Genomic DNA, 1,429 nt, shown 5'->3' with positions numbered 1-1,429 from the left:
AGTTCTTCAAAAGTAAAATCTGTCGTTGCTTCTAATTTATAAAGTTCATCATAAATACTTTGACAATCAATGATGCTTTTATTTTCACAAAACAAATAAATACTTTTTTTATCTTTATGAATAGAATATAAAAAGTCTTTACCTATCATAATTTTCCTAAATAATACCTATTTTAGCTTTTCCATTAAAATACAAAGCTTGTGATATTTTACAAACTCCACCTAAATATTGCTCATCCCAAATTTGATCTTTTATTTTATAACTTTTTGAATTATATCCATATATTTTTGTTATATTATTAATATTTTTAAGACATTTCATATCTTTATAAACCACAATGAAAATTCTAAATTCCCCAATGGCAATTTTATGAGCTAAATTTTCTTGATTATTAATAAAGGAACAATCTTTTCTGTATTTATTAAAATCATTTTTATCAAGAATTAAAATGTATTTTTCTTTTTTTTGCACCTTTAAAATAAAATCTATGATTTTTGTTTGACTAATGGTAGGAGCTTTATAGCTTGCATAATAATTATCTCCAAGCTCTTCTAAAATACCATTTGTTTCTTGCATTATGGTGGCTATTAATGAAAGAAAATATTCAAAATGATTGATTTTTTCTGGAGAACTTCTAAAAAGTCCAAGAGGTCCATTTTTAAGAGCGAAATTTTTATTATTAATAGCATTATTTTTTAACACAAAAGTTTCTGTATAAATTTGAATATTTTTCATAAAATGATTAAGATACTCTATACACTCACTAAGGCTTTTATCTTTGACTTTGTTATAGTTAGCATCTAATTCTAAAAGATAGGAATAAAAATAGAGAGTATTAACAAGAGGTTTTATAGAGTGATCATTTTTCCCTGTATATATACCTAAAGCATTGCTTGCACCATATTGAGCTGAAGCAATGATTTCAATTTTACCATTATCATAAATATGAGTGATTTTTTCTGAAACATCTATAGTGTATTTTCCTAAAAGATCTTGCATAATTTTTATAGTATTAGGGTTGATAGCTATATTAGGAAAATTCCAACCATAAACACTAGGGGAATTAAAAGTATAAACTTCATTAGGGCTAAAAGATAATTTGTCTTTATATTTAATATCGCAATATATCAAAGCCATTTGAGCTAAATACCCACCCAATGAATGTCCTACAAATATAATTCTTTTGTGTTTGTTTTTGATTATTTTATTTACTTGTTCTAAAAATTCTAAAAGAGAAGAAGATTGGATATTGCCATTGAGGGATAGAGTTATGTCTTGCATCGTATCTATATTCCAAAAACCCTCAGTTCCCCTAAACCCTACTATAAATTCATCTTTTTGTTTATCGTAAAACAAAGTAGCACTAAAGCCACTTGTAGTGTTAGGCTGATGAAATTGAACCTCATATCTTTGAATGAAATTTTTAGTC

Annotated in this window: 1 protein-coding gene; it reads right to left on the bottom strand. The window is 25.7% G+C overall.

Annotation, left to right across the window (positions count from 1 at the left end; translation table 11 throughout):
* Positions 1-156 precede the first annotated feature (156 nt).
* The coding region (locus AJ939_RS05880; protein WP_261666733.1) for an Mbeg1-like protein at positions 157-1,429 on the bottom strand (1,273 nt) is incomplete at its 5' end.

The sequence above is a fragment of the Campylobacter sp. BCW_6889 genome (assembly GCF_001762535.1).
In the GTDB taxonomy this organism is placed as follows: domain Bacteria; phylum Campylobacterota; class Campylobacteria; order Campylobacterales; family Campylobacteraceae; genus Campylobacter_D; species Campylobacter_D jejuni.
The sequence above is the reverse complement of the archived record's forward strand: the minus strand, read 5'-3'. Positions and strand labels throughout refer to the sequence as shown.